Below are 23,382 nucleotides of genomic sequence, written 5' to 3' on the forward strand. Positions count from 1 at the left end.
GCTACTGCCTCGGCACGGTGGTCGCGAACTCCACCGGCACCGGCGCCGTGCAGAACGCGCAGCGGCTGGCGGCGGCCGGGATGGAGCTCAGGCACTCCGGGCAGTCCTTCTTCGGCGCGTCCACGTCCGCCTTCGTCGCGAAGCGGGCCGTCAGCTTGCTGATCGGCAGCACCACGAAGAAGTAGACGACGGCGGCGGTGATCAGGAAGCTCAGCGCCACGTTGATGAAGTCGCCGTACGCGAAGCTGTGCCAGGTCTTCTTGCCGAGGTCGTTGTTCGCGCCGCCGAAGAGGCCGATCAGCGGGGTCAGGAAGTCCTTGACGAACCCCGACACGACGGCCGTGAAGGCCGCACCGATGACGACACCGACGGCGAGATCAACGACATTGCCGCGGAGCAGAAACTTCCGGAATCCCTTCATGGCGGGTCACCGTATCACCCGTTAGGGGGACGTAAGTTACGCCGACTTGTCCAGTTCCTCCGCCTTCTGCGCCGCAGCCTGGGCCTGGATGCCGGAAACCTTGCGCAGCGGAACCTCCTTGATGACCAGTGAGAGCAGGAAGGCCACCGCCGCCACGCCGGAGGCGATCAGGAACACCAGGTGCATCGAGTCGGCGAAGCCGATCTTGAAGGGTGCCGCGAGGGCGTCCGGCAGCTGCTGGATGAAGGAGGAGTCGCTCAGCACCGAGCCCGAGTTCGCGCCGCTGAGCGCGTGCGGGTTCTGCGCGACCGCGTGCTGGAAGGCCGGGGTGTGCTGGGCGGCGGTGAAGGCCTTGGCGACGTTGTCCTTGACCGTGCTGAACAGCACGGAGAGGAAGATCGCCGTACCGGCCGTCGCGCCGAGCTGGCGGAAGAAGGTGGCGGAGGCGGTGGCCACACCCATGTCCTGCGGCGGGACCGCGTTCTGCACGGCCAGCGTCAGCGTCTGCATGGTGAGGCCGAGGCCCACGCCGAAGACGGCCATGTAGCCCATGGTCTCGGGCAGCGGGGTGTTCCACTCCACCCGGAAGTGGAAGAGCAGCATCGCGCCGACCATCACGGCGGTGCCGACGACCGGGTAGATCTTGTAGTGCCCGGTGCGGGCGATCAGGCGGCCGACCACGATGGAGGTGACCATCATGCCGAGCATCAGCGGCAGCATCATCAGACCGGACTTGGTCGGGCTCGCGCCCTTCACGATCTGCAGGTACTGCGGGATCATCATCATCCCGCCGAACATCGCCATGCCGATCAGCACCGAGAGGATGCTGGTCTGGCTGAACACCTTGTTGGAGAAGAGCCGCATCGGGATCAGCGCGGCGTCGCCCATCCGGCGCTCGACGAGGATCCAGGTGATGATGCCGACCACGCCGATCGCGTAGCAGGACAGCGAACGCGCGGAGGTCCAGCCCCAGGCCTGGCCCTGCTCGGCCACCAGCAGCAGCGGCACCACACCGACGGCGATCGTGACCGCGCCCCACCAGTCGATCCGCTGGTCGCGGCGGACGTGCGGGACGTTCAGCACCTTGGCGACGACGACCAGCGCGACGATGCCGATCGGCACGTTGACCAGGAAGACCCAGCGCCAGCCGGCGATGCCCAGGATCGAGCTCTGGCCGGCCAGGAAGCCGCCGACCAGCGGGCCGAGCACGCTGGAGGTGGCGAAGACGGAGAGGATGTAGCCCTGGTAGCGGGCGCGTTCGCGCGGCGGCACGATGTCGCCGATGATCGCCAGCGCGAGGGACATCAGACCACCGGCGCCGATGCCCTGGAAGGCGCGGAACGCGGCCAGCTCGATCATCGAGGTGGAGAAGGTGCAGGCGACCGAGCCGACGACGAAGATGCTGATCGCGGCGAGGAAGAACGGCTTGCGGCCGTAGATGTCGGAGAGCTTGCCGTAGAGCGGCGTGGCGATCGTCGAGGTGATCAGGTAGGCCGTGGTCGTCCAGGCCTGCTCGCTCAGGCCGTGCAGGTCGTCGGCGATGGTCCGGATGGCGGTGGAGACGATGGTCTGGTCGAGCGAGGCCAGGAACATGCCCATCATCAGGCCCGACAGGATCGTCAGGATCTGGCGGTGGCTCAGTCCGGCCTTGGCCGCTTCGGGTATGCCCGGCGCGGCGGCCGTGGCCGCCCCTCCATGACTGTTGCTGCTGCTCACTTGGCTGCTCCCTGCTCGGCGAAGTGACGCCGGGCGAATTCGTCGTTCAGGCGGGACAGGAGTCGGACCAGCTCGTGGCGGTCCTCCCCCGTCCAGTTCTCCAGGAGCGTGCTCAGCTCCCGGTTGCGTTGCTCACGGAAGGCGTCGAACGCGGCGAGGCCGGCCGGAGAGACCGTCAGCAGCGCGCCGCGCCGGTCGTCCGGGTCGGGGGTCCGCTCGACCAGCCCGCGCTCGACCAGCGAGCGGACCTGGCGGCTGACGGTCGACAGATCCAGGTGCGCATCACCGGCGAGGTCCGTCGCCCGCCTCGGGCCGCACCGGACCAGGACCGCGAGCAGCGCGGCGTCGCCGCCGTTCTCGTCCCGCGAGCGCTGCCGCTTGGCCTGCATCAGCCGGAAGAACCGGACCAGTTCCTCGCCCAGCTCCGCGGCGACCGGATCCACCGGACCGACCGCAGCGACCGGCGTCGTCGTCTCCACGACCCGCCCCCCTACATAGTTGCTTGCTCCCAGCAACTAAATGTAGCGCACGTCGGTGCGTGCAAAATCCAACTTCAGGAGGAGCCGGGCTCGGCCTCCGGACCGAGCACCACCGCAAGAGGAGGCAGTTGGTTGCGCTCCGGTCTCGGTCCTGTCCGAGGCGTAGTGCGGAAGCAGATTCCCCCTCTAGCGTGGGCGCTCGCACGGACCCTGATCCCCCTCACACCCTCTGGAGGGCGCTCAATGGTTCCACCCCCCGCTCGTCGCGCACGTCGCCGACTGCTCGCCGCCGTCGTGGGCGGCCTGACCCTGGTCGTGCCGAGCGCCGCGCTCAGCGCGACCGCGGCGACAACCGCGTCAGCAGCCACGTACCCGCAGGTCAGACCGACCGTCGCCGAGTACACCCAGCTCAGCACCTCGACCACCCCGCCCACCCAGGCCCAGTGCTCCTCGGCCGGACGGCGCTGCTTCCAGCCGCAGTCCGTGCAGGCCGCCTACGACGTCGGCCCGCTCTACGCCCGGGGCTACAACGGCGCGGGCATGACCATCGCGATCGTGGACTCCTACGGCAGCGACACCATGGCCCACGACCTCCACGTCTTCGACCAGGCCTTCGGCATCGCCGCCATGTGCGGCGAGGAGTCCGTCGCCTGCGCGCCGGGGATGCCCTCCTTCAGCGAGTTGCAGCTCCAGGGCGCGCCCGCCACCGTCGCTCCGCCGTCCCAGAGCAAGGGCACCGGACAGGAGAACAAGGCCGCCTGGGCGCTCGAGGTCTCCCTCGACGTCGAGACCGCACACGCGATGGCACCTGGCGCGAACATCCTGCTGGTCACCACGCCCACCGCGGAGACCCTGGGCGTCCAGGGCATGCCGCAGATGATGGCGGCCGAGGACTACGTCGTCCAGCACCACCTGGCCAATGTCATCTCGCAGTCCTTCGCCTCCGGCGAGGGCGCCTTCTCCAGCAGCGCCGCACTGCAGAACCTGCGCTACGCCTTCCAGGACGCCGCCGCGAACGGCGTCACCGTCCTCGGCTCCTCCGGCGACAACGGCTCGGCGATCACGCTGAAGACACCCGTGAAGAACCCCCGGACGCTGCCCGACCCGGGCGTCGAGTGGCCCGCCTCCGACCCGCTGGTCACCGGCGTCGGCGGCACGTACCTGTGCACGAACGCGAACGCGGCCGGGGCCGACCCGCGCACGGTCGACAGCAGCAGCAACCCGGCCAAGTGCCAGGCCAACCCCGGCCAGGCCGAGGTCGGCTGGACGGACGGAGGCGGCGGCTACAGCTCGATCTTCTCCCGCCCCGCCTACCAGGACACCCTGCCGACCGGTAGCACCGCGATCGGCGCGATGCGCGGCGTCCCGGACATCTCCCTGCAGGCCAGTTCCGGCACCGGCATGCTCGTCTACACGTCCCTCCCGCCGGACGGCAACGGCGGCCTGAACTGCGGCGCCACCGCGTGCAGCACCGGCTGGTACGACATCGGCGGCACGTCGCTGTCGTGCCCGCAGTGGGCCGGCCTGGTCGCCATCGCCGACCAGATCAACGGCGGCGGCCTCGGTCAGATCAACCCGGCGCTCTACAAGGTGGCGGCGAACCCGACGCAGTACGCGGCGGACTTCAACGACATCACCATCGGCAACAACCAGACCGACCCGACCGTCGCGGGCTACTCCGCGTCCGCGGGCTGGGACCCGGTCACCGGCCTCGGCACCCCGAACGCGGCCCTGCTCCTGCCCGACCTGGTCGCGGCGGCGCACTGAACCCAGGGGCGCGAGGCTCTGCCGGTATGCGGCTCCGCCGCGTGGGCGCGAGCAACCACCGGCGTGCGGATGGCCCTGCTCGTTCGGCGAGCCACCACACACGGTGGCTCGCCGCGCAGTTCCTCGCGCCCCTGGGTGGTGCAACTAACCACCGTAAAGAGCCGCAAGGCGCGGCAGCCTGCGGCGCATCTCGCCCTTGTCGTCGAAGTCGAAGTTCCACGCCTGGTCCAGCTCCGGGTAGCGGACGCTGAACGACCGCGGCGGCAGCTCCGCGCCCGTCGCGGCGAGGTGCGCCTGCCAGGCGATGGAGAGGGCCTCCTCGCCGTCCAGATCCTCCCCCTGCGCGACCGCCGCGCGGACCGCCGGCAGCTCGGCCAGCGCGTCCGGATCGGCGACGACGCGCTCGAACGTCTCCCGCCCCTGCAGGATCAGCCAGCCGCGGAAGTAGTCGAAGCCGTCGTCGGAACAGCCACCGTTGATCATGTACGCCGCCGCCCACAGCGAACTGCGGTACGACGCCGCCATCAGCGCCCACAGCCCCCGCTGGGCCGCGACGATCTCCCCCGGCTCCCGCCGCGCGAGCACCGCGCTCGCCCGCGCCGCGACCCCCTCCGGGCCGCTGCCACGGGCCTCCTCGATCAGCTGCCAGAACCCCCGGATGTCCACGCTGTCCATGGCCGCAGCATGGCACCCACCACTGACAACGCCCGCGGACCTCGGGCGCCCGCGGACACACGCGGACACAGCGCGGACGCACGCGGACGCACAATGAACGACATGTTCGACGACTGGGAGCCGTTCTACGCGGCCACCTCCGGCAACCCCGTCCGCGCCCTCTGCCTGGAGGCGATCCGCACCGCCGGGGACCCCCGCGGGCGGCTCGCCCTCGACCTCGGCGCGGGAGCCGGACGGGAGACCGCGGCCCTGCTGGCCGCCGGCTGGCACGTCATCGCTCTCGACGGCGCGCCCGGCGCGCACCTGCGGATCGAGGCGTCGGCCCCGCCCGAGGACCGCGCCCGCCTGACCGTCACCGAGCAGTCCTTCGGCTCGCTGGACCGGTTGCCGCGGGCGGGCCTGGTCTACGCGGGCTACGCCCTGCCCTTCCAGCGGCCCGACACCTTCGCGCGCACCTGGTCGCTGATCCGCGCCGCGCTGGAGCCCGGCGCGCTGCTCGCGGTGAACCTCTTCGGCCCGCGCGACACCTGGGCGGCGGACCCCGCGATCACCACCCACACCCTGGCCGAGGCCCGCGCCCTGCTCGACGGCCTGGAGATCGTCGCGCTGCGCGAGGAGGAACGCGAGGGCCATGCCGTCGGCGGCCCGAAGCACTGGCACGTCCTCGACCTGGTCGCCCGGGCCTGACAGCACCCGGACGTGCGTGGGGCGCCCGAGCCGGTGGCTCGGGCGCCCCAACGGCGCCGCTCGAACGGCGTCGGACGATCCGTGGATCAGACCGTGCCGGACTTGGCGATCTTCACCTTGGCGCTGGTGGCGCCGGTGCGGGAGCCGAGGCCCTCGATCTTCTTGACGACGTCCATGCCCTCGACGACCTCGCCGAAGACGACGTGCTTGCCGTCGAGCCAGTCGGTGACGATGGTGGTGATGAAGAACTGCGAGCCGTTGGTGTTGCGGCCGGCGTTGGCCATCGACAGCAGACCCGGCTTGGTGTGCTTCAGCTGGAAGTTCTCGTCCTCGAACTTCTCGCCGTAGATGCTCTTGCCGCCGGTGCCGTTACCGGCGGTGAAGTCGCCACCCTGGAGCATGAAATCCGGGATCACGCGGTGGAAGTGCGAGCCCTCGTAGCCGAAGCCCTGCTCACCGGTGGCGAGCTCGCGGAAGTTGCGGGCCGTCTTCGGGACGACCTCGTCGAACAGCTTGAAGACGATCCGGCCGGCCGGCTCGTCGTTGATGGTGATGTCGAAGAAAACGTTGTCACTCATGGGCACCATCCTCACATCCCCGGCACAGTGATCGCTCGCCATCCCACCCGTACGCCCCGATTCGGGCGGTTCCTCCCCAGGACCCTCACGCCCTCACGTGCCCGGCTTGCGCCCCCACACCTCCACGGCGGTCCCCTTCCGGGTCACCGACCACAGCCGCGCGGCGTCGTGCAGGGTCAGGTTCACGCAGCCGTAGGAGCCGGGGCCGCGGTGGATGTTCCCGAAGATGGCGTGCAGCGCCTCACCGCCGCTGAAGAACTGGCTGTACGGCATGGGCGAGTTGTACTCGGTGGACCAGTGGTGCAGATGCCGCCAGTAGATCCGGAACTTTCCGGTCCGCGTCACGTGCCCGCGCCGTCCGGTCCGCACCGTGACGGGCGCGAAGACGACCGCCTTGCCCTTCATCACCCACATCCGCTGCGCGCTCAGGTCCACGCACACGACGGGGTTCTGCCCGTCCGCGTGGCAGTGCCGCAGTTCCGCGACGCTCGGCCGCACCGCCCGCGCCGCCCGCGCCGTCGCCGCCTGCGCGCCGGGCGCGAAGACGGCGCCGAGCACCGTGACGACGAACACCATCACCGCGGCGAGGGAGGCCTGCGGAACACCCATGACTGAACGTTTCTTCATGAACCTCAACAGTGGCCAACCAGAAAAGAACTGAATCACGGTCGATCGATTCTTCATCCCATCGGATCAGCATTCCCGCAGACGGTGACGCAACCGGGGAGCCCGGTGGGCAGGCTGCCCCGGCGCTGAAACCGCGAGAGGCCCTTCCCGATCGATCGGGAAGGGCCTCTCAGCTGGTGCGCTCGGCAGGATTCGAACCTGCAACCTTTTGATCCGTAGTCAAATGCTCTATCCGTTGAGCTACGAGCGCCGAACCCCAGAGACCATACACGACGGGAGGCCTCGGGACGAAATCGGGCGATCAGTGCGCCGAACCGCGAGAGGCTCTCCCCGATCGATCGGGGAGAGCCTCTCAGCTGGTGCGCTCGGCAGGATTCGAACCTGCAACCTTTTGATCCGTAGTCAAATGCTCTATCCGTTGAGCTACGAGCGCTTGTTCAGTTGGTGTTCGGCCTGCTCCGGACTCGGCTCTCGCCTGCCCCTCGCGGCCTCACGAGAAGAACATTACACGACCGCAGCCCGGAGGCGAAATCGAGTATTCGACCGTCCGACAGGCCTCCCACCTGCGGGTCTGCGGGCCCGCCCGCCGGCGGGTCTGCCTGCGGCGCCGGTCGTCCGGTCAGGCCGGGAAGTCCACCGAGGTGCCGACACCCGCGGCGGAGGACGGCAGCAGGGTGCGGAACCAGGGGACGGCAGGACGAGGCCCGAGGCCGCGCGGGCGGGTCCGCGCGGGTGAGCGGCACGGGTGAGCGGCACAGGTCACCCGGCGCGGAGGTCGCCGGCCCCCTGGGAACGCCACAGGGCCCTGACCTGGGTAACAGATCAGGGCCCCGGAGTGGAGCGGAGGCTGAGGGATTTGAACCCTCGATGGACGGTAAAGCCCAAACCGCATTAGCAGTGCGGCGCCATAGACCGGACTAGGCGAAGCCTCCTCAAACGTCTGCGCTCGCCGACTGGCGATCACAACCGTCTGCATGGATGATGCCACAACCCTGGGGGCTGCGGCCAACCCCGGACCACGTTACTAGGCGGGTCGCCGGGGACGCAAAAACAATGCGATAGTGCTAGCTGGCCGAAGCGGCTCCCGCCGCCGGCAGCCGCAAGGAGCAGCAAGGAAGCGAGTAGGAGGACCTCCCGTCGTGAGCAGCAGGCCGACCCGAGGCACTGCTCGCCTCGCAGCGATACTCGACGCCCTCCCTGACGCGTTGTTGCTGGTCAACAGCAACGGCACCGTTGTCGACGCCAATGCCGCGGCGGTGCGCAGCCTCCAGGCTCCCGGGACGTCGCTGGTCGGCCGGGGCGTGCTGTCCCTCCTGCCCGACTTCGATCCGAGCCGGATCCCCGGCTCGATGCGCCCCCGCAAGGGCGGCGGCGCCGAGGGCGACGAGGACGACGACGCGCCGGTCCGGATGAACGCGCTGCGCACCGACGGGGCCTCCCTGGCGGTCGAGGTGCAGGCCGCCGAGTTCGAGGACGACGGCCGGCTCTCCATGAGCAGCTCGTCCGGCTCGTCCGGCTCGTACAGCTCGGGTTCCTACGGCTCGGGCTCGTACTACGGCGCCGGCCCCGGCGTGAACTCCCCCAGCGACCGCGAGCTGCTGCTGATCGTCGTGCGCGATCTCAGCGCCCGGCTGGAGGTCGAGGCGGAGCTGCGGCGTCAGCACAAGCAGACCGAGATGATCCTGCGCGCCGCCGCCGAGGGCGTGGTCGGCGTCGACACCGACGGCCTGGTCGTCCTGGTGAACCCCGCCGCCGCGCACATCCTCGGCCACCGGGCCGGGGAGCTGGGCGGCGCGGAGCTGCTGCCGCTGGTGATGCACTCGCGCCCCGACGGCTCGCCGCTGCCGCCGGAGGAGTCCCCGCTCGCCGACACGCTGCGCTCCGGGCGCCGGCACCGGGTCCGCACCGCGACGCTGTGGCGCAAGGACGGCCGGCCGGTGACGGTGGAGCTGTCCACGGCCCCGGTGCGCGACGGGGACCAGCTGGTCGGCGCGGTGATGACGTTCACCGACCGCACCCCCTACCTGAACCTCGCCGACCGCCACGAGCACCTGACGGCCGTCCTGGAGCAGGAGCTGCGCAAGCCGCTCGACCGGCTCAACGACACCCTGGAGCAGCTGGCCCGCGACCCGGCCGGCCAGCTGTGGCCGGAGGCGAACTGGGTGCTGCGGCGGCTGGCCGACGAGTGCCGCCGCACCTCCGCGCTGGTCGACGGGGTGCTGTCGTACCAGCGCTTCGACGCCGCCGTGGAGGCGGGCAAGGAGCACCTGGCGCAGCAGCCGGTACAGCTCGACGCGGTGCTGAACGAGGCCGTGGCCAAGGCAACGGAGCTGCTCGGCGCGGGCCGCGTGGACATCTCGGTGCACCCCGCGCAGGTCGAGCTGATCGGGGACGCCGACCGGCTGGCCGAGGCGCTCGGGCATCTGCTGGCGGAGGTCGCGGTCGCGCCCGAGGCGGGCACGAGCAGCGGCAACGAGCTGTACGGGATGGCGGTCGGGGTGGCCTCCGGGCTGTCCGGACGCCGCCCGGGCGGTCGGCACGGCGCGCGGCGCGCGGGCAGCGGCGGCGTGGTCGTCGCGGCCGCACAGCGCGGCGAGGTGGCCCGGATCGAACTCCGCGGCCCCGGCCTCGGCACCGGCACGGTGCACGAGCCGATCGCGCGGCGCATCGTGGAGCGCCACGGCGGCGTGTTGCAGTCGCAGGAGCTGCCCGACGGGCAGGGCCGCGTCTACATCGTGGAGCTGCCGCTGGACCCGGCCAACGCGGCGGCGTTCGCTCCGCAGCCCGCGCCGGGCGAGAACGCGACGACGCTGCTGCCGGAGCTCCCGTTGGAGCCCCCGGCCCCGGCCGCGCTGCCGGCCGGCGAGGCCGCGGCGGAGAGCGCCACCCCCGCGGCCGGTACCCCGGCCCAGGGGCAGCAGACGCCCGCCGAGGGAACGGACCGCTCGCGACGCCGCAACCGCCTGCCCGCGCCCGAGGTGGTCCGTCCGCCACGCGCCCAGCAGGAGGAGTACGAGCAGCAGCAGGCCGAGCAGCTCGCCGCCCTGCAGGCCCAGCAGGCCCTGCAGCAGTCGGGACAGCACCTGCCGGCGCTGCCGGGGCAGGAGTCCGGCGCGGTCGAGCAGCAGCAGTCCGGCGAGTTCCCCGGCCTGATCGGCGGCCCGGTCTACCCGGGCCTGGAGCACGCGCTGCCCCCGGCCGGCAGCGTGATCACGCCCGAGCAGCGGCGCCAGGCCAACGGCAACGGCCGCCGACGCCGCCTCGCCCTCGGCCCCGCGGCCGGCGACGAGGCCCCGGCGGGGCAGAACGGCGCGGCGCCGCAGTCGCACGGCCCCTACGCCCTCCCCAGCGGCGAGGAACCCGCCGAGACGGGCCCTGCGGCGCTGCAGCCGGTCCATCCGGCCGTGCCGCCCGTGCCGTCGATGCAGCCCGGCACGGCTCCGGCTCCGATGGCCGCCGAGGCCGCGTCCGCGCCCTTCGGCGGGCGCTTCGAGCTCGGCCCCGCGCCGGCCCCCGCCCCCGCCCAGGGCGCGCGGGAGGCCCGGGAGGCGAACGGCGGCGTCCCGATGGGACGGCAGGCCATCGGCTCGGCCCCCGGCACCCCCGTCCCGCAGCAGTCGCGGGCACGCAGCCACGCGGCGCTGCCGCTGCCCCCGGCCGCGCCGGTGCCGAACGGCGGCACCTTCGGCGGCCGCGGCGGCGTGATGAGCCTGTCGCAGTCCCCGCTCCAGGCGGTGCAGACGCCGCCGGCGGGCACGCCGCTGCCCACGCAGCCGACCCCGCCGCACGGACACCCCGTCCCGCAGCAGTTCCAGGCCCAGTCGCAGTCGCAGCAGTCGTCGGCGCAGCAGCCGGGCGACGAGGGCCCGCTGACCGAGAGTCGGCTGGAGTTCATCGCGGGCGCCGACTACCCGACCATGGTCGCCCCGGCCTCGGACGGGCGGCCGCGCCGCCTGCTGGTCTGGCCGGAGCCGGACCCGTCGACCCGTCAGGCGCTGCAGGAGCGCGGCTACAAGCCGATCCTGGTCCGCACCCGGGACGAGCTCGACGCGCAGGTGCCCGGTTTCCCGGCGGCGCTGTTCGTCGACCCGCTGACCGAGCCGATCACGCGCACCGCGCTGCAGTCGCTGCGCACCGCCGCCGGGGATGCGAACGTGCCGGTGCTGGTGACGGCCGGCCTCGGCCAGGCCACACCGGAGGCCGCGTACGGGGCCGACCCGGCCGTGCTGCTGCGCGCGCTCGCCCCGCGCGACAGCGAGCGGCACGCCCCGCGCGTGCTGCTGATCGAGCAGGACCCGCACGTCGCCTCGGCGTTCACGGCCGCGCTGGAACGGCGCGGCATGCACGTCGAGCACGCCGCGTCGGAGAACGACGCGGTGTCGCGGGCGAGCAGCGTCCAGCCGAACCTGGTCGTGATGGACCTGATGCTGATCCGGCGCCGCCGGATGGGCATCGTGGACTGGCTGCGCGGCAACAACCGGCTGCACCGCACCCCGCTCGTCGTCTACACCTCCGTGGACGGTCCCGAGCAGCGCGCCGGGCTGCGTTCGGGCGAGACGGTCCTGTTCCTCGCGGAACGGTCCACCTCGCCGGAGGTCCAGGCCCGCATCGTCGACCTGCTCGGCCGCATCGGCGCCCTGGGCGAGACCTGACCCGCTGCGTCGAGCGCGCGGTGACGGCAGGTCACCCGGCCTGCGCCGGGTCCTCGCCGAAGGTGCCCGACGCGGCCGCCGCCTGGGCGGCGCCGCAGGTCGGCTGGTCGTCCAGCGGCGCCTGCCACAGCGGCACGGTCTGCTGGGTCGCCGGACCGCCGAGGCGGAGGATGTAGCAGACGCCCTCGATCCGGGCCGTGCCGCTGAGCACCCCGCCCGCCGTGGTGGTTTCGACCACGGCGCTGTCCGCGCGGGCCGCGGACGTGGTGACGGTGGCGCGCGCGAGCAGGGCGCGGACGCCGGACCCGTCCGTGGCGTACTGCCCGGGCACGACGGCGTCGACCGACGGCAGGCGCCGCTCCAGCATCCGGCGGGCCGCCGCGACGTCCACCCGCGCCGGGCAGGCCTGCTCGATGGCCCGCACCGACGCGGCGCCGAGCCCGAAGGAGAGCGCGTAGCAGGTCGGCGTCCCGTCGACGTCCAGCAGCAGGGTCGCGCGGTTCGTCGCCCGCGCGGGGTCGGCGGCCATGGTCAGCAGCACGCCTCCGTGCTGTTCGACCTGCTGCACGAGGGTGCCCTGCGTGAACACCCCGCCGTAGCTGCCGCCGGGCGCGTAGAACCCGGCGACCAGGTCCCCGCGCACCAACTGCACCACGGCCTGCGCCGATTCGGCGGCCGCCGCCGACTCCCGCCCACCCCCGGCCCCGGTGCCGAACGCGGCCAGACCGGCCACGACCGCCCCCGCCGCTGCCGTCGCCAGCGTGCCGACCACTATTCGCCGCTCCACGGCTTCCCCTCCCACATCACGGAACCACCGGGGCCGGAGGGTACACCGTGGTGTTCCACCGGACGCGGCTCAGGGCGGGGTCGTGGTGCGGTGACCCGCCGCAACGGTTGCAGATTGCGGGGAGGCCGAACGCGCGTGAGGGGCGCGGGGAGATTCCCCGCGCCCCTCACGTGGTGGTCCCTCAGCCGCGGTAGGCGGGGAGGCCGGTGTAGCTGGAGACCTTGACCGGGACGCCGCGACCCTGGTCCGCGATCACGTCGACGCCGGTCGGGGTGCGGAAGGCGATGGAGGCACCGTTCGGCGAGAAGGTGGGCTCGGTGTAGTTGGCGGTGGCGTGCGGGGTGAGGTCCCGGGCCACGGGCTTCGAGGTGCCGAGGTTCTCCTCGAAGATGTGGTCGTGGCCGCCGACCGAGCGGACGAAGACGACCTCCTCGCCGTTGGGCGAGAGCGCCGGCTCGGAGCCCGGGAGGAGGGCGCCGCCCTGCTGGCGGATGTAGTCGTCGCGGATGTAGACGTCACCGGTGTGGGTGTTGTCGTAGACGATCGTGCCGTAGCCACCGCCGCCGTTCGGCCAGGCGTTGCCGGTCGTGGGGTTGGCAGTCTCGCCCGGGCCGGCGTAGTTGCCGAGCGGCAGCAGGGCGGGCTTGCCGTCGTGCGCGGTGGCGCGGACGGTCTCCAGGCGCGTGGTGCCGCCCTTGGCGGCGACGAAGATCAGGTTGTCCTTGGCCGGAATCCCGTCCACCCGGTCGGCCTTGGCGACCTGCCAGGTCGGGTGGGAGAAGTTCTGACCGGCGACGTGCTTGACCACGACGACCCGGCCGCTGCCGTTCGGGTTCGCGACGTCGAGGTTGCCGAAGCTGTCGACGAAGGCCGCCTTGGTCCCGCTCGGGTTCCAGGCCAGGTCGCGGACGTCGGTGCCGAAGTCGACCCGGGTACCGTTCATGACGACCCACCGGGTGCCGTTGCTGATGGTCAGACCGTTGTGGGCGGTGCCGTTCAGGAACGTCGCGGCCGTGGTGGCCTCGCCACGCGGGGCCGCGTTGGCCAGCGTGGGCGCGAGGGCGCCCGCCAGAGCGGCGGCGGCGATCACGACGGCGGCCGCGGTGCGGCGGTGACGAGCGGTCATGGCGGGTCCCTCCCCAAGGAAGCGAGCGGTGGCGACGGTCCGGGAACTGCGGCCGCTCGGTGCGATGTGACCATCCTGACGGCCGGAGATCGTGGTTCTGTGGGGCTGATGTCACCGGCTCGCAACAGCGGGGGATGACCACCTGCCGCGTACCCGGCGCGGACCGCTGCCACATGAGGACGGACGGAGCCGACCGCGAGGGAGCGGGTCCGTCCGTCCTCAGTGAGCGTCAGGAAGCCGGGAGGTAGACGACCGAGCTCACCGCAGTCTGGAACTGCCTGCCGTCGGCGAAGGTGGCGCGCCAGTACCCGGCGGTGGTGCTGGGAACCGTGGCCGAGAAGCCGTACCCGGTCCCGTCCCAGGAGGAGTTGGGCACCGTGGCGACGGTCGTCCAGCCGCCCTTGCCACTGGTGGAGAACTGGATGTCCACCGGGATGGTGCCGGGGGTCTCAAGCCCGCTGAACGCGAGGTCGCCCGCGACGGAGACGGTCGACGCGTCCGTGCGCGTGGGGGTGAAGGACGCGAAGGCCGCCGGCTGGACGACGGTGATCGTGCTGCTCGCCTGCGCGTCGGCCAGGTAGAGGTCGTCACTGACCCACCCGGCCTGGATCGTGTAGTCGCTCCACAGGGACGGCGTCGCAGGGAACAGCGCGTTGCCGTTCAGGTCCGTGGTCTCCTGGACGTAGTTCCCGAAGGAGTTGGAGCCGAGGTTCTTGCCCGCCAGCGGCGCCCATCCCGTCGGCGAATCCCAGAGCAGGGTCGCGCTCGTCGAGTTCACCGTGCCCTGGAAGGGGATGGTGCGCACGCTCGGCGTCATCACCAGCTTGGTCGCCGTCTTCTTGATCGTGATCGGGATCAGGCGCGAGGACGACTGGCTGTCGAAGGGGTGATTCTGGTCGTAGGAGAAGGACGCCTGAATCGTGTTCTGGTACTGGTCGGTGACCGGGAGCGTCACCGACCAACTGCCGTCCGCCGCAGTCGTCGCCTCTCCGTACTGGAAGTAGGAGGACACGCCCACGGTGAGCCCTTCCAGCGGCGTGACGGCACCCGAGCTCGGCCACTGACCCATCAGGTGGCCGCTCATGGTGATGCTGCGGTGCTGGTAGTCGACGGTGGTGCGGTCGACCGTGGAGTCGTTGAGATTGGTCCGCACCGAGTAGTAGAAGTAGCCGGCACCCGTGGTGGACAGGGTGTCGCCGCCCGCGTCGGTGGCTGACACGTCGATCCGGTACGAGCCCAGCGACGGCAGTTGGATGCGGGTCTTCGGCTCCCAGACGCCGTTCGTCGTGGTGCCCGAGGTCAGCTCGAAGTTCGTCACCGTGGCCACGGTCTGCTGCGTGGTCATGGAGTACAGGCTGACCTTCACGTTGCTCACGGCGGTCGGCGCGGCAAGCGAAAGATCCAGCTTGCCGTTGTTCACGGCGTCGTTCTGCGCGTACTGGACGGATATTCCCGTATTCGCGTGCGCGGCGGTCGCCCCGCCCAGAACGACACCCCCGGCGATGAATGCCGAGGCCATGCCCTTGACCGCACGGCGATTTGCCATAGTTTGCTCCTGAATTGATGCGGAGAGGCCTTGATAATTTGCCTCCGCACAATATCAGCGAGTACGGACACCCCAGAAGGTCGGTCGGTCGACGGGACGTTCAACTACCGTGCAGAACTTGGAGTTGAACGGACCTTTGGGGAATGTACCGGGGAAATTCATCGCGTTCGACCGGACAACCCACGAAATGCGCGGGCGGCCACCGGGGATCCCGGTGGCCGCCACGGTTTTCGAGAGGCGTCTCAGCCCTGGTCGCCCTTGCCCAGCAGCGTGACGTCCAGCTCACCGGCCGCGTACTCGGCGCGGATGACCTTTTTGTCGAACTTTCCGACGCTCGTCTTCGGCACGGACTCGATCAGCGACCAGCGCTCGGGCAGCTGCCAGGAGGCGACGCGCTCGCCGAGGAACGCGCGCAGCTCGGCAAAGCCGATCTTCGCCTCCGGGCGCAGCACGACGGTGGCCAGGGGGCGCTCGCCCCACTTCTCGTCCGGGACGGCGACGACGGCCGCCTCCAGCACGTCGGGGTGGGCCATCAGGTGGTTCTCCAGCTCGACGCTGGAGATCCACTCACCGCCCGACTTGATCACGTCCTTGGCCCGGTCGGTCAGCGTGAGGAACCCGTCGGGGCTGATGGTGCCGACGTCGCCGGTACGCAGCCACCCGTCCTCGCTGAACTTGTCGGAGGAGAGCTCGTCGTCGCCGTAGTAGGAGCCGGCGATCCACGGGCCGCGGACCTCCAGCTCGCCGGCGGTCTCGCCGTCGAAGGGCGCCGGGGTGCCGTCGGGGCCGATGATGCGCGGCTCGACGGAGGCGGGGAAGCGGCCCTGGGTGAGGCGGTAGGGCCACTGCTCCTCGGCCGTCAGATTGCCCGGGGGCAGCGCGAAGGAGCCGAGCGGGGAGGTCTCGGTCATGCCCCAGGCGTGGACGAGGGTGATGTCGTGCCGCTCCTCGAAGGCCTTCATCAGCGACGGCGGGCAGGCGGAGCCGCCGATGACGACGCGGCGCAGCGAGGAGGTGTCGTAGGAGCCGTGGTCCAGCTCGTCGAGCAGGCCGGTCCAGATGGTCGGGACGGCGCCGGAGACGGTCGGGCGCTCGGCCTGGATCATCTCGGCGAGCGGCTTGGGCTGCAGAAAGCGGTCCGGCATCAGCAACGAGGTGCCGACCATGAACGCGGCGTGCGGCAGGCCCCAGGCGTTGACGTGGAACATCGGCACGACCGGCAGCGCCTTGTCGGCGGAGGTGAGCGCGAAGTCCTCGGCGGAGATGACCTGGAGGCAGTGCAGGTAGATCGAGCGGTGGCTGTAGACGACGCCCTTGGGGTCGCCGGTGGTGCCGGAGGTGTAGCACATGGCCGCGGCAGTGCGCTCGTCCAGATCGGCCGGGAACGGGAAGACGGTCGGCCGGTCGGCGATCAGCTCCTCGTAGGCGTGGACGGTGATGCCGCGGGCCTTGGCGTCGTCCAGCGCGGCCACGTCGCCGGGACCGACGACCACGATGTGGCGCAGGGTCGGCGCGAGGGTCGGCAGCAACGGCGCGAGCAACGGCAGCAGGCTGCCGTTGACGAAGATCGCGTGGTCGGCGGCGTGGTTGACGATGTAGGACAGCTGCGCGGCCGGGAGCCGCAGGTTCAGCGTGTGCAGCACCGCGCCCATGGAGGGGACGGCGAGGTAGATCTCCTGGTGCTCGGTGTTGTTCCACATCAGGGTGGCGACGCGCTGGTCGCCGGTGACGCCGAGTTCGTCGCGCAGGGCGTGGGCGAGCTGGGCGGCGCGGGCGCCGACCTCGGCGAAGGTGCGGCTGTCCGCACGGGTGCCGTTCCAGGTCGCCACGGTCGCCGCGCCGTGGAATCCGGCTCCGTGGGCGAGGATGCGGCCGACGGTGAGTGGGACGTCCTGCATTGTGCTGAGCACCTGGGTCCTCCTTGACCTGACCTGTCCGGCCCCGCCCAGGCCGGAGCCCCTGCCTACTGGTGGGTAGGAGCGATGTGGGGGAATTCTCGCCCTCACCCGGCCGCAGGACAATGGCCGAGCGACTGTGCGACCTGTCCAGAGGACAAGCGTCACACCGCTCGGCCCTGCCGGGAAGCCCCGGCCCGCTCTCGGCCCGGCGTTACTCCACGACCGCGACGGGCGCGTCCACCGCGTTGCGGTCGATCATCGCGGTGCGTCCGCCGTGGCTCTCGGTGGTGTTGCCCACGTACTGGTGGACGCGGTGGTGCCCGGCCCACTGGCTCTGGCCGAGCGCGCGGTAGCCGTCGGTGGAGGAGCGGTGGTCCCAGCGGGCGTACCAGATCACGTCCGGCAGGGCGCCGACCTGCTGCGCGGCCCGGGTGAGCCCCGCCTCGCGGTACTGGCCGGCCTCGGCGGGGTCGACGCCGGCCCGCCACTCGGCGGCCGGCCCGCGGCCGGTCGCGGCGAGGGAGACGAGGTCGGCGACGCCGGAGTCGGCGGAGCTGTAGAAGCCGGAGAGGTAGCCGGCCGCGTGCACGGCGCGGGACCAGGAGGTGGTGTAGCGCAGGACGGCGAGGCTGCACTTGCCGCGGTCGCGGGAGTACGCCTCCATGTCCAGGTAGACGGGGCTGCCGGGGGCGAGGCCGAGCGAGCGGGCCGCACGGACCGCGTCCTGCCCGTCCGACTGGCCCTGGCCGAAGGCCTTCCAGGAGCTGATCCGCGAGGTGCGCGCGTGCGCGTCGGTGACGCAGGGCGCCTGTGCCCCGACGTAGAGCGGCAGCAAGCGCCAGCCCATCGCCGCGGCGGCGTGGACGTAGCCGCGGTTCAGGTGCGGCTGGGAGCAGGCGCGGTTGCCGCCGCCGATGTAGAGGCCGAGCGCGCCATAGGGAGAGCTCTGTCTCCAGGCGCGCAGCAGCGCGGAGTCGGGGGCGGAGCAGGTGTCGAAGGCCTGTCCGTGGAAGACCTGCGGCACTCCTCGCCACGTGCTCGCGGCGGCCTCGGTCGGGGACACCAGCGCTGGTACGAACACCAGCGCAAGCATCGTGCAGAGCAGTGAGCGCAGCGCGGCTCGAGACCGCGGAGAGCGACGACGGCGCAGAACGGTTCGGGCTTTGGTCACACGCGATCGTGAGCTGAATGTCCGTTATCTGACGATATGCCACGCCAGAGTAAGGTCATTGCCGTTTATACACTCCTTACCGCATACTCGACCCCATGACCTCGACCCCGTCCTCCTCCCGCACCGCGCCCTTCGAGGAGCACGGTGGCTGGAGCGACGCGTCGGTCCGTGTCGGTGCGCCACCTCCGTCGCCTGCGGGCGAGGGAACGGAAGCACAGCGGCGCCGGAGCAGGATTCCGGCGCCGCTGTTCTGTCTGGCGGCCATGGTCACCGTGCAGCTCGGCATCGCCCTGTCCACGCCGCTCTTCCCGCAGCTGGGCGTCGCCGGGACCACGCTGCTGCGGCTGCTCACCGCGTCCGCGGTGCTGCTCCTCGCCACCCGCCCGCGCCTGCGCGGACGCAGCGCCCGCGACCTGGGCGCGGCCGCGCTGCTGGGCGTCGCCTCGGCCGGCATGACGCTGACCTTCGCGAGCGCGGTGGCCCGGCTGCCGATGGGCACCGCCGCCACCATCGAGTTCCTCGGCCCGCTGGCCGTCGCCCTCGGCTTCTCCCGACGTCTCGGCCACGTCCTGTGGGCGCTGCTCGCCGCGGCGGGCGTCGCCCTGCTGACCCTCGTGGGCGGGGGCTCCGGCCACGTCTCGGCGAGCGGGCTGGCCTTCGCCTTCGGCGCGGCCGTCTGCCTGGGCCTCTACATCCTGCTGACGCAGCAGGTCGGCACGGCGTTCAGCGGGTTCGAGGGCCTGGCCCTGTCGCTGACGGTCGCCGCGATCGTCCTCGTTCCCTTCGGTGCGGCCCAGGCCTGGCACGGCGTCAGCACCAGCGCCCACCCGTGGGCGCCGCTGCTCAGTGCCGCGGGCGTGGCGATGCTGTTCCCGCTCGCCCCCTACCTGCTGGAGATGACGGCGCTGCGGCGGATGCCGCAGCGGGTCTTCAGCGTCATCGCCAGCCTGGAACCCGCGGTCTCGGCGCTGGTCGGACTCACCGTCCTCGGGCAGGTCCTGTCACCGGTGCAGCTGGCCGGCATCGCCTGCGTGGTCGCCGCGAGCGCAGGGGCCACCTTCTTCGACAAGAGGTAGTCGCACCACCAGGGGCACGAGGAACCGCGCGACAAGCCGACGACGAGCAGCCGGCCCTCAACGCACAGGGCCGTCCGCGCGGGGTGGCTGCTCGCGCAGTTCCCCACCCCCTGGACGCTACGCGTCCAGGGGTTTCCGCTGGGCCACCCAGGTCTGCTTCGCCCGGTACCCCAGCCGCTCGTACAGCCCCACCGCCCCCGTCGGCGACTCCGCGTCGACGCCGAGGCAGGACCGGGTGTAGCCGTCGGCCAGGCCCACCCTCATGGTGTGGGCCAGCAGCGCGGACGCGATGCCGCGCTTGCGGCCCGCCCGGACCGTGCCGACGAGGGCGACGTAGAGCTCGCGTCCCTCCGGAGTCACGTACTCCTCGGCCAGGACGATCGCCAGCGGCGTCCCACGGCCCGCGTCGTACGCGACGAAGCTGTTCCCGGCCCGGAACGCCGGGCCGCCGGTGAAGTGCGCCCACCCTTCCGGGGTCTGCGGCACGCTGTCGTAGTGGTCCACGAAGGCCTCGTTGCGTACGGCGAGCGCGTCCGCCGAGCGCTCCTGCGTGAACACGCGGAACTCCACGCCGTCCGGAGCCGGCGACTCGGGCAGCGCGGGCACCGTCGCCGCCAGGTCGGCGACGACCATGTTGCGGTACCAGCGCGAAGGCTCGTAGCCCAGTTGGGCGAAGAGCCGCTCCGACGCGGTGGAACCGACGCCGCAACCGTCGTTCATCACGACCGGAACTCCGGGGAAGCGCTCGTCGCTCAGTGCCCGGGCGGCGTCCTCCGCCCAGGTCAGCAGTCGCCCGCCCACGCCGCGGCCGCGGTACTGCGGGTCGACCCCGCCGAACTGCCAGAAGTCGTGGGAGGCCTCGGCGACGGTCCGCGCCTTCATGTAGTGGTAGCCGACCATGCGGCCCCCGTCCCAGACGGCGAGGCTGCCGCGCGCCATGTCGACGTACGGGTCGTCGAAGCGGGTCAGCACGTCGGCCTCGGTGGGGTTCTCGTCCTCCTGCTCGACCGCCTCGATCGCCACCAGCAGCCGGTGCCAGGCCGGCACGTCCGCGCGCTCGAGGGGACGCCAGGCGAGCTCCGTGGCACTGTCAGCACTCATACGATCGAGTCTGCGCACGGCCCGGCCCGGCGGGCAACGCAATTACCCGTCCGCCGTGAGCACCAACCCCGAGGTCGGGACGCCCGTCCCCGCGGTGACCAGCACCGCCGACGCGCCCGCCACCTGGTTGACGCTGCTGCCGCGCAGCTGCCGCACACCCTCGGCGATGCCGTTCATACCGTGCAGGTAGGCCTCGCCGAGCTGGCCGCCGTGGGTGTTGACGGGCAGCCGCCCGCCGAGCTCCAGGCCGCCGTCGGCGGCGAACGCGGCCGCCTCGCCACGGCCGCAGAAGCCGAACTCCTCCAGCTGCATCAGCACGAACGGCGTGAAGTGGTCGTACAGGACCGCCGTGTCGACGTCCTCGGGCCGCAGCCCGCTGCTGCGCCACAGCTGGCGGGCGACGACGCCGAGCTCCGGCAGGCCGGTGAGGTCGTCGCGGTAGAAGCTGGTCATCGCCTCCTGGGCGCGGCCGGCGCCCTGGGCGGCGGCGGCGATGACGGCGGGCGCGTGGCGCAGGTCCCGGGCGCGCTCGACGGAGGTGACGACGACGGCCTGGCCGCCGTCGGTCTCCTGGCAGCAGTCGAGCAGGCGCAGCGGCTCGACGATCCAGCGGGAGGCGGCGTGCTCGGCAAGGGTGATCGGGCGCCGGTAGAAGTACGCGGCCGGGTTGGTCGCGGCGTGGCGCCGGTCGGCGACGGCGACGTGGCCGAGGACGTCCGGGCTGAGCCCGTAGGTGTGCAGGTAGCGGGCGGCGTGCAGGGCGACCCAGGAGGCGGGTGTCAGCAGGCCCGGCGGCATCGTCCAGCCCATGGCGACGCCCTCGGCGGAGGGCTGGCGCGACTGGAGGCCGCTGCCGAACCGGTGTCCGGAGCGCTCGTTGAAGGCCCGGTAGCAGACGACGACCTCGGCCACGCCGGTCGCGACCGCCATCGCGGCCTGCTGGACGGTGGCACAGGCGGCGCCGCCGCCGTAGTGGATGCGGCTGAAGAAGGACAGCTCGCCGATGCCCGCCGCCTGGGCGACGGTGATCTCGGGGCTGGTGTCCATGGTGAAGGTGACCAGGCCGTCGACGTCCGCAGGCGTGAGCCCGGCGTCGTCGAGCGCGGCGTGGACCGCCTCGACGGCGAGCTTCAGCTCGCTGCGGCCGGAGTCCTTGGAGAACTCCGTGGCCCCGATCCCGGCGACCGCGGCGTGACCGCCGAGCGTGTCGGCGCGGTGCAGACTCATCCGTGCCTCCTCACCTTCACTGTTCCGCTGACGTGCACACCGAGCCGGTTCGTCCCGCGGATCGCGAGCACCGTCCGCCCGTCCTCGCCGCGTTCGGTCACCTCGCCGCTGAACTGCAGCTCGTCGCCGGGGTAGGCGGGCACGCCGAGCCGGATCGCGATCGCCTCGATCCGGGCGTCGGGTCCGGTCCAGTCGGTGACGTAGCGGCCGACGAGGCCGTTGGTGGTGAGGATGTTCATGAAGATGTCCGGTGCGCCCTTGGCGCGCGCCAACTCGGCGTCGTGGTGCACGTCCTGGTAGTCGCGGGAGGCGATGGCGCCGGACACGATGAGCGTGCGGGTCAGCGGGACGCGCAGCGGCGGCAGCCGGTCCGGGCCGGCCGGATGGAAGACGGGCAGCACCAACTCCTCGTCGAAGCGCTGGAATCCGAGACGGACGGGCATGCCGATGGTCACCTGGTCGGCCGCAGCGCCCACCACGTTGGCCACGATCCGCACACCCTCGGCGAGTTCGACGAGGGCGACGGCATAGGGCTTGCCGCCGAAGGCGACCGGCAGCGGGTGGTGGACGGTGACCTTCGAGTACACCGCGCCGTCGCCGCTCGCGGCCTCGGCGTGCCACTGGTCGCCGCCGCACGCGTTGCACCCGGGCAGCCAGGGGAAGCGCGCCGTGCCGCACGCGTCGCAGCGTTGGAAGCGCAGCTCGCCGGCGGCGACACCGTCCCAGTAGCCGGCGTTGTCGCGGTTGACCACGGGTCTCGGACGGCGCGGCCTCGTGTCCACAGCCTGTGGACGCTCGCCCTTCCCGGTCGGCCTGAACTTGAGGATCCGGAACCGGTGGGTGCCGACGGGGGTGGCCTCGCCCGGCTTCTCCCCGGCCGCCTCGTCGTAGGCGCGCACGTTCATCCGCGTGGTGACGAAGTGGCCGGTGCCGAGCGCGGTGTGCTTCTCGGCGGAGACGCTCTCGATGACGGAGTCGAAGAGCACCCGCTCGCCGATCCGCAGCGGCCGCGCGTACTCCTGCTCGCAGTCGGTCGCGACCACGGAGCCGTACCCGGCGGCCTCCAGCTCCCGCATCAGGGAGTCGAAGTGCTCGCTGCGCCCGGACTGTCCCATGGTCCACGCCTGCAGCATCGCGGGCGGCGCGACCCCGTCCGGCGGGACGGTGTCGCCCATGGCCTCGCACCAGTGCCTGATCATGGGCGCGTTGACGGGATCGGGCCCCACTCCAGCCACCGTGGAGGGCAGTCCCTGGTATGCCTCCAGCTCCAGATTCACGGATCTGACAGTGCGTCAGATACAGCGACCGTGTCAAGACAGGACGACGGCCCCGAGGGGGACACCCCGGGGCCGCCGTCACGTACCGAGACCGGCCGGCCTAGCCGCCGAACACGATCCGCACATTGCTGTTGGACTGGTTGCTGAAGAGCTGGCCGCTGTTGCCCTTCACGCCAAGGGTGTTGTTCTGGTTCGACGCACCGGAACCGTTCGCGGTCTGCTGCGACCAGTTCGCGTTGCCGTCCACCCACCCGGAGAGGTTCCCCGACCCGGTGTCGGTCACGGAGCTGGTGGTGGTGCTGCTGGTCGAACCCCCACCCGCGAACGCCCCGTTGTCGGCGGACGCGGCCCCGGCCCCGAGCAGGAGCGCGGCGGCGGCGAGCGGGACGGCGACGAGAGCGGTACGGATACGGGACATGCGGTCCTCCTGGCTGGCTCTGCGGTACTTCGGACTTGCGCGGACTGCGACGTCGCACTGCCAGAATTCCTCAACGAATCGACAAAGAGCCAGACCTGTCAGTCCATTTCGCCCTTTGGTGTGGATCGGGTACGGAGCACGCATAACCGGCGC

The 23,382-nt window shown here is 71.8% G+C and carries 19 protein-coding genes and 3 tRNA genes; 4 read left to right on the top strand and 18 right to left on the bottom strand.

Annotation, left to right across the window (positions count from 1 at the left end; translation table 11 throughout):
• Position 1 precedes the first annotated feature (1 nt).
• The 3 genes from mscL to BMY61_RS06675 are packed head-to-tail and all read right to left on the bottom strand — an operon-like array spanning position 2 to position 2,616.
• The gene (mscL, locus tag BMY61_RS06665) at positions 2 to 421 is read right to left on the bottom strand and encodes a large conductance mechanosensitive channel protein MscL (RefSeq protein ID WP_042454255.1); all 420 of its coding nucleotides are present in this window, start codon (positions 419 to 421) and stop codon (positions 2 to 4) included.
• Positions 422 to 457: 36 nt separating this feature from the next.
• Positions 458 to 2,137 (bottom strand): MDR family MFS transporter, encoded by a 1,680-nt coding sequence (locus BMY61_RS06670; RefSeq protein WP_082015367.1) that lies wholly within the window; start codon positions 2,135 to 2,137, stop codon positions 458 to 460.
• On the bottom strand, positions 2,134 to 2,616 hold the full coding sequence (locus tag BMY61_RS06675; protein ID WP_042454253.1) for a MarR family winged helix-turn-helix transcriptional regulator: 483 nt from the start codon (positions 2,614 to 2,616) through the stop codon (positions 2,134 to 2,136). Before BMY61_RS06675 ends, BMY61_RS06670 begins: the two co-directional genes overlap by 4 nt.
• Positions 2,617 to 2,859: 243 nt before the next feature.
• Between BMY61_RS06675 and BMY61_RS06680 the strand changes: the two genes are divergently transcribed.
• Positions 2,860 to 4,383, top strand: a complete 1,524-nt coding sequence (locus tag BMY61_RS06680; protein WP_042454251.1) for a S53 family peptidase — start codon at positions 2,860 to 2,862, stop codon at positions 4,381 to 4,383.
• 144 nt (positions 4,384 to 4,527) lie between these two features.
• On the opposite strand, the gene BMY61_RS06685 is transcribed toward BMY61_RS06680, so the two are convergent.
• Positions 4,528 to 5,049, bottom strand: a complete 522-nt coding sequence (locus BMY61_RS06685; RefSeq protein ID WP_042454313.1) for a DUF4240 domain-containing protein — start codon at positions 5,047 to 5,049, stop codon at positions 4,528 to 4,530.
• 111 nt (positions 5,050 to 5,160) lie between these two features.
• Between BMY61_RS06685 and BMY61_RS06690 the strand changes: the two genes are divergently transcribed.
• On the top strand, positions 5,161 to 5,745 hold the full coding sequence (locus BMY61_RS06690; protein WP_201777619.1) for a class I SAM-dependent methyltransferase: 585 nt from the start codon (positions 5,161 to 5,163) through the stop codon (positions 5,743 to 5,745).
• A gap of 86 nt (positions 5,746 to 5,831) precedes the next feature.
• Here BMY61_RS06690 and BMY61_RS06695 read toward each other — a convergent pair whose 3' ends face one another.
• From BMY61_RS06695 to BMY61_RS06715, 5 genes are all read right to left on the bottom strand, one after another.
• Positions 5,832 to 6,323, bottom strand: coding sequence for a peptidylprolyl isomerase (locus BMY61_RS06695; protein WP_042454247.1), 492 nt, complete (start codon positions 6,321 to 6,323; stop codon positions 5,832 to 5,834).
• Positions 6,324 to 6,416: 93 nt separating this feature from the next.
• Complete coding sequence (locus tag BMY61_RS06700) at positions 6,417 to 6,932, bottom strand: L,D-transpeptidase (RefSeq protein ID WP_052439130.1); 516 nt, start codon at positions 6,930 to 6,932, stop codon at positions 6,417 to 6,419.
• A 192-nt stretch (positions 6,933 to 7,124) separates the two neighbouring features.
• A tRNA-Arg gene (locus tag BMY61_RS06705) sits at positions 7,125 to 7,200 on the bottom strand.
• A 107-nt stretch (positions 7,201 to 7,307) separates the two neighbouring features.
• Positions 7,308 to 7,383: transfer RNA gene (locus BMY61_RS06710), tRNA-Arg, on the bottom strand.
• Between the two features lie 408 nt (positions 7,384 to 7,791).
• A tRNA-Ser gene (locus BMY61_RS06715) sits at positions 7,792 to 7,882 on the bottom strand.
• Positions 7,883 to 8,089: 207 nt separating this feature from the next.
• Between BMY61_RS06715 and BMY61_RS06720 the strand changes: the two genes are divergently transcribed.
• Complete coding sequence (locus tag BMY61_RS06720) at positions 8,090 to 11,602, top strand: hybrid sensor histidine kinase/response regulator (protein WP_143094203.1); 3,513 nt, start codon at positions 8,090 to 8,092, stop codon at positions 11,600 to 11,602.
• 31 nt (positions 11,603 to 11,633) lie between these two features.
• Here the strand turns inward: BMY61_RS06720 and BMY61_RS06725 are convergent, their stop codons facing one another.
• The 5 genes from BMY61_RS06725 to BMY61_RS06745 form a co-directional block, all read right to left on the bottom strand.
• Entirely contained in the window at positions 11,634 to 12,389 is a 756-nt protein-coding gene (locus tag BMY61_RS06725; RefSeq protein WP_143094204.1) for a hypothetical protein, read from the bottom strand.
• 181 nt (positions 12,390 to 12,570) lie between these two features.
• On the bottom strand, positions 12,571 to 13,515 hold the full coding sequence (locus tag BMY61_RS06730; protein ID WP_042454242.1) for a PD40 domain-containing protein: 945 nt from the start codon (positions 13,513 to 13,515) through the stop codon (positions 12,571 to 12,573).
• Between the two features lie 229 nt (positions 13,516 to 13,744).
• The gene (locus BMY61_RS06735; protein WP_143094205.1) at positions 13,745 to 15,061 is read right to left on the bottom strand and encodes a hypothetical protein; all 1,317 of its coding nucleotides are present in this window, start codon (positions 15,059 to 15,061) and stop codon (positions 13,745 to 13,747) included.
• A gap of 242 nt (positions 15,062 to 15,303) precedes the next feature.
• Positions 15,304 to 16,971 (bottom strand): long-chain fatty acid--CoA ligase, encoded by a 1,668-nt coding sequence (locus tag BMY61_RS06740; RefSeq protein WP_042454240.1) that lies wholly within the window; start codon positions 16,969 to 16,971, stop codon positions 15,304 to 15,306.
• Between the two features lie 199 nt (positions 16,972 to 17,170).
• Positions 17,171 to 18,040: a DUF1906 domain-containing protein gene (locus BMY61_RS06745; RefSeq protein WP_052439127.1), complete on the bottom strand. Its 870-nt coding sequence runs from the start codon at positions 18,038 to 18,040 to the stop codon at positions 17,171 to 17,173.
• Positions 18,041 to 18,225: 185 nt separating this feature from the next.
• Here BMY61_RS06745 and BMY61_RS06750 point away from each other — a divergent pair, with 185 nt between their 5' ends.
• Positions 18,226 to 19,206 (top strand): EamA family transporter, encoded by a 981-nt coding sequence (locus BMY61_RS06750; RefSeq protein WP_143094206.1) that lies wholly within the window; start codon positions 18,226 to 18,228, stop codon positions 19,204 to 19,206.
• Positions 19,207 to 19,323: 117 nt separating this feature from the next.
• Here BMY61_RS06750 and BMY61_RS06755 read toward each other — a convergent pair whose 3' ends face one another.
• The 4 genes from BMY61_RS06755 to BMY61_RS06770 form a co-directional block, all read right to left on the bottom strand.
• Positions 19,324 to 20,307: a GNAT family N-acetyltransferase gene (locus tag BMY61_RS06755; RefSeq protein WP_042454236.1), complete on the bottom strand. Its 984-nt coding sequence runs from the start codon at positions 20,305 to 20,307 to the stop codon at positions 19,324 to 19,326.
• Positions 20,308 to 20,349: 42 nt separating this feature from the next.
• Positions 20,350 to 21,534 (bottom strand): lipid-transfer protein, encoded by a 1,185-nt coding sequence (locus BMY61_RS06760; RefSeq protein WP_042454233.1) that lies wholly within the window; start codon positions 21,532 to 21,534, stop codon positions 20,350 to 20,352.
• Positions 21,531 to 22,811, bottom strand: a complete 1,281-nt coding sequence (locus tag BMY61_RS47450) for an OB-fold domain-containing protein (RefSeq protein WP_042454231.1) — start codon at positions 22,809 to 22,811, stop codon at positions 21,531 to 21,533. Before BMY61_RS47450 ends, BMY61_RS06760 begins: the two co-directional genes overlap by 4 nt.
• A 100-nt stretch (positions 22,812 to 22,911) precedes the next feature.
• Positions 22,912 to 23,229, bottom strand: coding sequence for a hypothetical protein (locus BMY61_RS06770; protein ID WP_042454230.1), 318 nt, complete (start codon positions 23,227 to 23,229; stop codon positions 22,912 to 22,914).
• Positions 23,230 to 23,382: the final 153 nt, after the last annotated feature.

Origin of the sequence: Streptacidiphilus jiangxiensis (assembly GCF_900109465.1) — a bacterium.
In the GTDB taxonomy this organism is placed as follows: Bacteria; Actinomycetota; Actinomycetes; order Streptomycetales; family Streptomycetaceae; genus Streptacidiphilus; species Streptacidiphilus jiangxiensis.

Coding starts and splice junctions, on each gene's coding strand:
- BMY61_RS06755 (WP_042454236.1), bottom strand. CDS start 20,307: ATGAGTGCTGACAGTGCCACGGAGCTCGCCTGGCGTCCCCTCGAGCGC.
- BMY61_RS06695 (WP_042454247.1), bottom strand. CDS start 6,323: ATGAGTGACAACGTTTTCTTCGACATCACCATCAACGACGAGCCGGCC.
- BMY61_RS06760 (WP_042454233.1), bottom strand. CDS start 21,534: ATGAGTCTGCACCGCGCCGACACGCTCGGCGGTCACGCCGCGGTCGCC.
- BMY61_RS06700 (WP_052439130.1), bottom strand. CDS start 6,932: ATGGGTGTTCCGCAGGCCTCCCTCGCCGCGGTGATGGTGTTCGTCGTC.
- mscL (WP_042454255.1), bottom strand. CDS start 421: ATGAAGGGATTCCGGAAGTTTCTGCTCCGCGGCAATGTCGTTGATCTC.
- BMY61_RS06730 (WP_042454242.1), bottom strand. CDS start 13,515: ATGACCGCTCGTCACCGCCGCACCGCGGCCGCCGTCGTGATCGCCGCC.
- BMY61_RS06690 (WP_201777619.1), top strand. CDS start 5,161: ATGTTCGACGACTGGGAGCCGTTCTACGCGGCCACCTCCGGCAACCCC.
- BMY61_RS06680 (WP_042454251.1), top strand. CDS start 2,860: ATGGTTCCACCCCCCGCTCGTCGCGCACGTCGCCGACTGCTCGCCGCC.
- BMY61_RS06735 (WP_143094205.1), bottom strand. CDS start 15,061: ATGGCAAATCGCCGTGCGGTCAAGGGCATGGCCTCGGCATTCATCGCC.
- BMY61_RS06770 (WP_042454230.1), bottom strand. CDS start 23,229: ATGTCCCGTATCCGTACCGCTCTCGTCGCCGTCCCGCTCGCCGCCGCC.
- BMY61_RS06750 (WP_143094206.1), top strand. CDS start 18,226: ATGACCTCGACCCCGTCCTCCTCCCGCACCGCGCCCTTCGAGGAGCAC.